The sequence below is a fragment of the Marinobacter sp. EVN1 genome (assembly GCF_000475375.1).
GTDB lineage: Bacteria > Pseudomonadota > Gammaproteobacteria > Pseudomonadales > Oleiphilaceae > Marinobacter > Marinobacter nauticus.
In genome coordinates, this window is the sequence record NZ_AXCB01000038.1 from 1 (window position 1) to 8,380 (window position 8,380).

The 8,380-nt window shown below is 55.7% G+C and carries 7 protein-coding genes and 4 tRNA genes; all 11 read left to right on the top strand.

Annotated features, from left to right (window positions below):
* The first annotated feature begins 233 nt into the window (after positions 1–233).
* Positions 234–1,436 carry a DUF6160 family protein gene (locus tag Q674_RS34675; RefSeq protein ID WP_023009394.1) on the top strand — a complete coding sequence of 401 codons (1,203 nt, stop codon included), beginning with the start codon at positions 234–236 and terminating at the stop codon, positions 1,434–1,436.
* 107 nt (positions 1,437–1,543) lie between these two features.
* Positions 1,544–2,503 carry a hypothetical protein gene (locus Q674_RS34680; protein ID WP_023009395.1) on the top strand — a complete coding sequence of 320 codons (960 nt, stop codon included), beginning with the start codon at positions 1,544–1,546 and terminating at the stop codon, positions 2,501–2,503.
* Positions 2,500–3,057, top strand: a complete 558-nt coding sequence (locus tag Q674_RS34685; protein ID WP_023009396.1) for a hypothetical protein — start codon at positions 2,500–2,502, stop codon at positions 3,055–3,057. Before Q674_RS34680 ends, Q674_RS34685 begins: the two co-directional genes overlap by 4 nt.
* Before the next feature lie 12 nt (positions 3,058–3,069).
* Positions 3,070–5,463 (top strand): DUF6160 family protein, encoded by a 2,394-nt coding sequence (locus Q674_RS34690; protein WP_023009397.1) that lies wholly within the window; start codon positions 3,070–3,072, stop codon positions 5,461–5,463.
* Positions 5,464–5,567: 104 nt separating this feature from the next.
* Positions 5,568–6,527: a biotin--[acetyl-CoA-carboxylase] ligase gene (locus Q674_RS34695; protein ID WP_023009398.1), complete on the top strand. Its 960-nt coding sequence runs from the start codon at positions 5,568–5,570 to the stop codon at positions 6,525–6,527.
* On the top strand, positions 6,524–7,252 hold the full coding sequence (locus Q674_RS34700; RefSeq protein ID WP_014420479.1) for a type III pantothenate kinase: 729 nt from the start codon (positions 6,524–6,526) through the stop codon (positions 7,250–7,252). The genes Q674_RS34695 and Q674_RS34700 overlap by 4 nt, the downstream gene beginning before the upstream one ends.
* Positions 7,252–7,896, top strand: coding sequence for a hypothetical protein (locus Q674_RS34705; protein ID WP_023009399.1), 645 nt, complete (start codon positions 7,252–7,254; stop codon positions 7,894–7,896). Before Q674_RS34700 ends, Q674_RS34705 begins: the two co-directional genes overlap by 1 nt.
* Positions 7,897–7,927: 31 nt before the next feature.
* Positions 7,928–8,003: transfer RNA gene (locus Q674_RS34710), tRNA-Thr, on the top strand.
* Positions 8,004–8,043: 40 nt separating this feature from the next.
* Positions 8,044–8,127, top strand: a tRNA-Tyr gene (locus Q674_RS34715).
* 10 nt (positions 8,128–8,137) lie between these two features.
* Positions 8,138–8,212, top strand: a tRNA-Gly gene (locus Q674_RS34720).
* A gap of 13 nt (positions 8,213–8,225) precedes the next feature.
* Positions 8,226–8,301, top strand: a tRNA-Thr gene (locus Q674_RS34725).
* The last annotated feature ends 79 nt before the right edge of the window (positions 8,302–8,380 follow it).

The window sequence follows — 8,380 nt, forward strand, 5'->3', positions numbered from 1 at the left end:
TCAGGCGCCTAATGCCTAAAACCCCCGACAGCTTCGCTGTCGGGGGTTTTTTATTGCCTGCAGAAAAACGAGCAGATATGACCCTGTGATCAGGCGCACAGTTACACTCGGTAAATAGCGTTAGCATTCCCTCAAGACTGGCAGAAAAAAAGACTAAAAAGCCAGCTTCAGAGACACTCATCAGTCATTCGATCATTGCCGTCAATAACAACAAACGGCGGGCAGGTATGGCTATGAGTACACGTAAAAGACTATTCCTCGCGCTGTCCATGGTGCTGTCTTCGGCTGCCCATGCAGATTTGCAGCCCATTTCTGATGCCGAGCTGTCCGAGGTGACAGGTCAGGCCTTTGTCTCCATAGACCGCCAGTACCATCCCGATCCCAACGAAAATACCTCCTATACCCGTGTCAATCTCGGTATGGATATCGAAATTCAGACCAATGTTGATGTTCTCGAGATGGGGCGATATGAGCGAGCGGGTGAGAAGCAGGGTTCTTCCGATGTGCTGATCCGCGATTTTGCGCTCGGGTACATCAATAACCAGGCCTACTACAGCAAGAACCCTGATGCTCCGCGACAATATCGCCCCGATGGCTCAGCCTATGGCGAGAATGAGATTGTTCCGTTCATGATCGATAGCCCGTTCTTTGAGTTTGCCTTTGATGAGACCACCAATGAGGTGGTAGGTGTTCGTCTTGGCTTTGGCGAGTCCATGGGCATTCTTTCCGGCAAGATCGAAACGCTGACGGGCAACGTCAATGTCGACATCATCGATCGGGGTGAAGGGTTGCGGGAGGCTAACTCCACCGGCAATTTCTTCGATCAGTTGATTGTACTGCTCACCCCTTTGCTCGAATCGGGCAGTCCGCTCGCCACCAAGGCGCAGCTGGTCTATGGAGCGGAAGATGACCCGCGCATTGGCGAGCTTGATCCCATCCGTGCGGAGTATATCGGTATTCCGAACGGGGAAAAGTTCGTTCTCGAAGGTGCCGCCGGATTCACCCGCTGGTCTCTGAAGAACCTGATTGGCTGGGGATCCAGTTCGGAGATCGAGGTGCCGGATTGTTCCTTCTTCAGCTGTGGTGCTGGTGACATCTATGTCTATGCCCAGGATTGCATGGTGCTGGGTATAGACTCCTGCTTTGATCTGGATATTTACAACAGTTTCCCGATTGGCCAGGTTGAGGAGGTCAATGGTGAGCGGCGAATTACCGGTCCCGCCGATGGTGCGTTTATTTCGTTTCAGACCAAAGATCTGGATTGGCTGAAGGACGTCAAGAAAACCGACATCACGGTAGAGGACTTTATTCGGGCGACGTCCGGCGCATTCTTCAATATCCCCAATGGCGCCACCGAGGTAAACCTGAATGAGGCGTTGTACGGCACGGACCGTTATCGGACTGAGTACATAGACCGTGGTCGGGGGCTGTTCTGATGGGCAAATTTGGGTCCTGCAACTTCCCCTGCACTGCAATGCTGTCGTTCGCGCTCTTTTGGTCTTTGCCCCTCCAGGCGGAGATGGTGACTCTTAATGAGTCCGAGATGTCCGAGATTGATGGCGCCGGCATAGGCCTGGTTCTCGATAACTTTACCTTCTCCCATGGAACCGACGCGCCGGATGCCAATGGCAACCAGGCCCGTATATTCCGAATCACGGGTATCAAAAGCACAGATGGTCAAGACGTCGATATTACGGTGAATCACTTGTATATCGCGGGCGCTGATTCCACCTATGGTCAGAATCTGACCCCGGTCAACCTTGGGCGTTTGCTGCATCCCTGGCGAATTGACGTGGTGGACGGCAACACGATCGGGGTCAGAGATAAATCGGTGTTGGAAATCGCCGCGCCCGCGATGCTCAGCGCGGCCGAGGGTTACGATTGCCTGGGTGGCTCTGCGGCTGCTGGCAGCGGTACCTGTTCAAGCCGCCCCGCGACTGAATCCTGGATTGGCGAGCGAGCGGATATGGGGATGCAGATGAATGTCGCCGTGGGTGACGATCGCTCTGCCAACCTGAATATACATGCGAAAAGTGCCGTGATTGACGGGAGTTACCTGCGCCTCTGGGGCGATGACGCTCGCCAGCAAATGGCCGGCCAGTTCAAGCTGAACTTCTACTCTCCGGAGTTAACCATCAACGCATGCACCCAGGATGGCAGCGAGTGTGGCTCCCGCATCACCATGTCCGATTTTGTCCTTCAACTGGCGATCGGTAACGAGCTCCAGCCAGTATTTTTTGATGTCGACGGTACGGGCAATTTCGTGCTGGAGGTAGATGCTATCGCTGCGCCGGCACCCGGGCAGATTGCCGCAAACGGGCTTCGGGATGGCAGCGATACCGCAACCTGGGACTTCTATGAAGCCTATTACACCAATCCGGAATACCGGAGCAATCTCCGGATTGGCAACTTTGGTGTTGGTGACCGGGATTTTGGCTCCGCCCGCATCGAAGGAATGCTCATTCAGCACCTGGAAATCAGAACCAAGGACTTGGCGCCATGATCCGTCTGACTTGTTGTTCAGCTACCCGGTTTTGCCTGCTCTTTGCGGCCCTGCTTCCCGCCTTGGCGTATTCCGAGATGTCGCCGCTCGGGGACGACGCCCTGGCTGATGTCTCCGGCCAGGGGGGGATCTATCTGTCTGGCGACATCAGCATCAACGAAATGGGAGGTCCGGTTCAGAACAATTACTTTGGCCGGTGTGATGAGGCAGATAAGAAATGCGGTGCTCGCTTTGCCTATCGGCTGAAGCAGGATGGCGGATGGATGGTACTGGATGAAATTCGAGGGATGTTCGCCTTTGAGGGTCTGACCCTGAGGGTGCGTTCGATCGATTCCGGCTTTGGGGGGGATGGTGCACTCTTTGACCGTGATGTGATTGAGCTGGGCTTGCCAAATGTTGTCCGGTTTTCTGACGTACAGTTCAAAATCGCTTCCAGTAGCACGCCACGACCAACTGACCCCGGCTTTCAGCAAACCGACATCTTTGCGGTGGAAATGCAGGGGGACGTGATCATGCAGGGTAACCTTCTGGTTTTTCCGGATGGAACCCCTTAGCCAGGAGGCATCATGACTCGTAAGCTTTCCGGAATCCTGCCCCTGAGTACGGTCGTCCTGGGCCTGGGCAGCTATTCGATGATAACCGCTGCAGATCTCCAGAGCCTTGATGACCGGGCGCTGTCTGAGATACGAGGCCAGAGCGGGATTACCATCGAAACTGACCTGACCATGACCGCAGACAAGCTTTCCTATTACGACGATAACAAAGGCGTCCATCTGGAAGGCATGCGGGTGGGTTCCTCGGAAGTGCCGGGCCAGGGCGCATTTCATCGGACCAAGATCGATATCGGCAGTGATTCTGCGCTGAATCTCGAATACCTGGTAGAAGACCGGCGGGTCGAATTCTCGGACATCCGGCTGGCCGGCGCGTCCGGTGTCAGTATGGGCGGGATTTTCTTTGATCATAGCCTTCAAGGCACCTTGAGCCTGCGCCAGCAGACCGCAGGTGGAACCGGCTATGAATTTGATTCCGCGTACACCATGACGGGAGGCCGTCTGGGCTATAGAACCAACGGTAATTCGGTGTTTCTGGACGATATCACTATGTCCGTTGAGGCCCTGGGAGTAACTCTGGAGCGGGTGGGCCAGACCCTGGAACTGACGGCTCCAAGAGTAACTGGTAGTTGGCAGGTCGGTGCTATTCGATATTCCAGCGATCCTGCGATATATGGCCGTAGCACCAATGGTAACGGTGACCTGCTGCCCAGCTATGGCGGTCTCTCTGGCCAGTACGAACTGTCCTCAACGACCGGTATATCCGCAGGAGGCCGCGCAGGGGAGGGTTTGAGGTTTGATAACGAGACAACCATACATAGCGCGTCTTTCCTCTATCACGATGATGTCCATGCACTCGCCCTGAGAGACATCACTGGTTCCTACCAAATTCAGGACCTTCGTCTGGATGTGGATGAGGATTGGCGCGGCCGACCGGCAGTGGGTTTAACGCTTGGGCGAATGGAAGGCGAGTTTGAGGTCGGAGCCATTGAGATTGGCGCTGCTGGTAAGAGCTTTGGGGCCTTCAACCTGAGCTTTCTGTTGGAAGACCAGGTATTTGGTGGACGCAGCTACACCAATGCGCTTTACCTGCAGGGCGGAGGGCATGCCGATGCCGGTGCCCAGGGTTTGAGGCTGGCTGCCCAGTGGAGTCTCAGGCTTTCTGATCTGAGCTATACCGAGGACGGCAACAGGGTGATTATCAGCGGCCTTCAGTCCTGGGGGCAGGGTGATATTACCGTGAACGTTACCCGTGACGGTATTCAGGGGGGAACCCGATTCTATGACGGTTTGAGAATTGGTTTTGAGGGGCTTGAGGCCGGTTACCGTATTAATGGGATGCGCGTTGGCAGTGATGATGCGCCATTGCAGGGTGGCACAGAATTGTTGTTGGCGCTCGGCATCTATCCCGCCTACGACTTTACGCTGGACGGCCATATGACGCTCGGAGCCGGTGGCGCTTCCGGTGAGGGCCTGACGATTAATTCGGATATTCACATTCGTGACGGTCGTGCTGCAGTGATTGCCGCTCCCTATGACGAAGGTAACGGTGAGCAGCCCCAGAAAGGTCTCTGGCTGACCGATATGACCTATGATGGTCATGTTCGTAACATGACTCTGGATGTCACCGATGAAGGATTGGCGCTGGCAACGGAAGAGTCCTGGAGCACCATGGATATCGGCAATGTCCGGATCGGTAATGGTGTCGATGGAGAGAGCCTTGGGCGTTTGAAGATTCAGCGTTTTGAACAAGGGAGCACCACGTTGATCAAGCCTGGCGGTGCCGGCAACGTCTGTGTGGGTGGCGCTGGTGCTTCGGCCTCGGCCTGCTCGGCATCGGGCGGTGAGTGGGAAATGCGGGGCGACGAAGGTGTCACGATCGAGATGAAGAACATCCTCGCCCGTGCTCAGAGCAGCGAGAAGCGGAATTCACTGTTGTGGGAAACCAATCGGACCGTCGATGGCCAGGGGCAGGCCGTGAATGGTTCCGGAACCCGCCTTGTTCTGGACAACATATACACGAGTGACGGTGGTGATTTCGATGGTGATGGCGTCGACGACAACACCTACGGTATTCAAACCGATCTATCCGTTGACGTTTACCAGACCCGAGTCGTGAAGAAAGAAAATGGAGCGGACTCGCTGGGGGTGAATGGCGCCCGTGGTGACGAAAAGATTATGGATGCCTCGGCCCCTCAGGGTTATCGGTATGTGTCCTCTCCTTCGGAGGCTGATCGTCTGAACCGTCCACTGGGATTCGCGGTCAAGGCGGAAACCCGTTTCAAGGAATTGACCATAAATAATATCGATCTTGTCCATCCTGTGGGTGGCGCCCAGACCGCCGGGTTCGGCGCCGTGCTCCAGAATGTGAATATTCGCGCAAACCTGACCGCGACACCTATCCCCTGACGTCGCGACCGGTAAAGGGGTAAGGCCAGTGCTGCCCCTTTGCTTTTCAATCCCCTCCTGTTGTTTAATCCGGGCTTGTTCATTCCCCGTCTGGAAGCTCATTGATGAAATCCAATGCATTGCTGTCCCTGCTCAGTGATCGTGAAATCCATTCCGGTGAGTCGCTGGCCCAGAAGCTGGGCGTTTCCCGGACGGCGGTGTGGAAGCATATCCGCAAGGCTATCGCCGACGGAACTGACATACGGACCATTCGCGGGCAGGGTTACCAGCTGGTGTCCGCACTGGACCTGCTCGACCGTGACATCATTCTTGGTCAGCTCGATCCTTCGGTTCGAGAGCGGATACAGCTCACTGTTCTGGATGAAGTGGATTCCACCAACGCCGAGGTTGCGCGCCTACTGACGTCGGCGCCACTCCCGGTGGTGTTATCTGACTGCCAGACGTCCGGCCGTGGTCGAAGAGGTCGGAACTGGGCCAGCCCCAAGGGCCAGAACCTCTACCTGAGCCTTGGGTTGTCGATAAAAGGTGGGTTCTCGGCCCTGGATGGCCTCAGTCTGGCCCTGGGCGTTGCCGTCGCCAATGCAATTGAGCAGGTAGGGGGCGGTGAGGTGGGGCTCAAGTGGCCCAATGACCTGTTTGCCCAGGGCCAGAAATTTGGTGGGATCCTGGTAGAAATCCAGGGAGAACTCCAGGAAGGTTGTGTTCAGGTGATCGCAGGAATCGGTATCAACGTGCATATGACTCAAGCTGAAGACGTTGATCAGCCCTGGACGAGCCTGGACAAGCGTTGGCCAGACCAGGCCTGGGTTCGCAACCAACTCGCTGCCGGGATGATTACTCACATTCTGGCAGCAGTGACAGAATTTGAGGCTGGCGGCTTCCGGCAATTCCGGGAGCGCTGGCAGCGCCGTGATATCTTTAACGGCCTGCCCCTCGTCACCCGCGACGGTGAATTAAAGGGCGTGGGAGGCGGTATCGACGAAACCGGGAACTACCTCCTGAAAACAGCAGAGGGCGAAATACCGGTGCGGGCGGGCGATATCAGTTTGCGGGTGTCTGAATGATTTTGTTGATTGACGCTGGTAATACCCGCCTGAAATGGCGACTGACTGGAACAGGCGGCCCTCTTGAAGGGGCAGCGGTCATGGCAGATGCTGAGCCCCTGATCGGACTTTCAGGCTACTGGTCTGACATTGACAGAATTCTGGTGTCGACGGTGGCCTCGGAAAGCGCCCGCGCGCAACTTCATGAACTGTTGCTTGCCCGGGCCAAGGTGCCTGTTGAATATTGCTGGGCTGAGTCGACGCGCGATGGCCTGTCCAATTCCTATGGGGATGTGTCGCGCATGGGGGCTGATCGATGGCATGCCATGCTGGCTGGTTGGGTCAGGTGTAAGGCTTCTTTCGCCGTTGTCGATGCCGGTAGCGCCGTCACCGTGGACTATGTGAATGCGGGCGGGCGACACCTCGGTGGCTACATTCTTCCTGGGCTCCAGATGATGCGCCGTAGTCTGAAAGTGGATGCGGCACGAATTGGATTTGAGCAGAGTGAGCAACTCGACACCCGCCCGGGACAATCGACCGGCGAATGCGTCAACCACGGTCTGGCCTGGCTCACTGAGGCCCTTGTCCAGAGGATTCATCACGATGCAAAAGCCTTTGGACTCTCTGCGATCTACCTGACCGGTGGCGATGCCCGGCGTTTGCAGGCCCTTGGTCTTGAGGCAAACGTAATTGAGGGTATGGTGCTTGACGGTCTTGAGCGAATCGCCAGCGCGGGCGTTCTGTGATGAAGTGGCTGGCGTTTCTGTTGGCAGCTCTCAATCTGGCCGTTTGGTTTGTGCCGGCCTGGATCGAGCCATCCCGTTATGTTGGCGTTTCATCTGGAACCCTGCCTCGTGTCTCCGGTCTGAAAGTGGCTTCTGACACCATGGAGAGACTCTCCCGGGAAGAGAGTTGTCTACGGATATCGCTCGGAATGTTTGATGCGAGGGATGAAGCCGAGGGCGTAGCGGCCGGTCTCAAGCATAAAGCCGGTATTGTTGAGGTTGAGAAGGAGTTACCGCCCCTGCATTGGGTCTTGATTCCTCCGCAGCCGCCGGAAGCAGCGCGAGCCCAGTTCCGTGAGCTCTATCTTCAGGGCGTGGAATCGTACATTGTTCCCCGTGGGGAGTACCGTAACGCCATTTCCCTGGGGCTGTTCGAATCCCTTGAGGCTGCGCAATCGGTACTGACAGAAAAAAAACAGGCAAATCTGAATGTAGTGCTGGCCAAGTTCCCTCGAAATCGTTTAGGATACGCGCTCGTTTTTGAGGTTGAATCCATGGCAGAAAGTGAATGGGTTCAAGCGGTTGAAGCGGAAACCGGTTACGAGTTCGATTTCGTTGAAAGCAATGCTTGTGAAGGTGTTGCAAGGCCGGAAAAAAATCCGTAGTATACCGCCCTCGCTGAACAGGCGAATGTGAGCTGGCGTAGCTCAGTTGGTAGAGCAGCTGACTTGTAATCAGCAGGTCGGGGGTTCGATTCCGTCCGCCAGCTCCACTTTAAGTTTTAAGCAGGTTCGCTTTTGCGGATTTGTTCGGGAGGGGTTCCCGAGTGGCCAAAGGGATCAGACTGTAAATCTGACGCGAAAGCTTCGCAGGTTCGAATCCTGCCCCCTCCACCACTAATTGCTCGCGGGCATCGTATAGTGGCTATTACCTCAGCCTTCCAAGCTGATGACGCGGGTTCGATTCCCGCTGCCCGCTCCAATTTGGTTTCAATGCTCATGTAGCTCAGTCGGTAGAGCACATCCTTGGTAAGGATGAGGTCACCGGTTCAATTCCGGTCATGAGCTCCATTTTTTATCCGGTCAACGTTGCGATCCTGGTTGATTAGGGAGATTGGTCGAAATGTCTAAAGCAAAGTTTGAGCGTAAC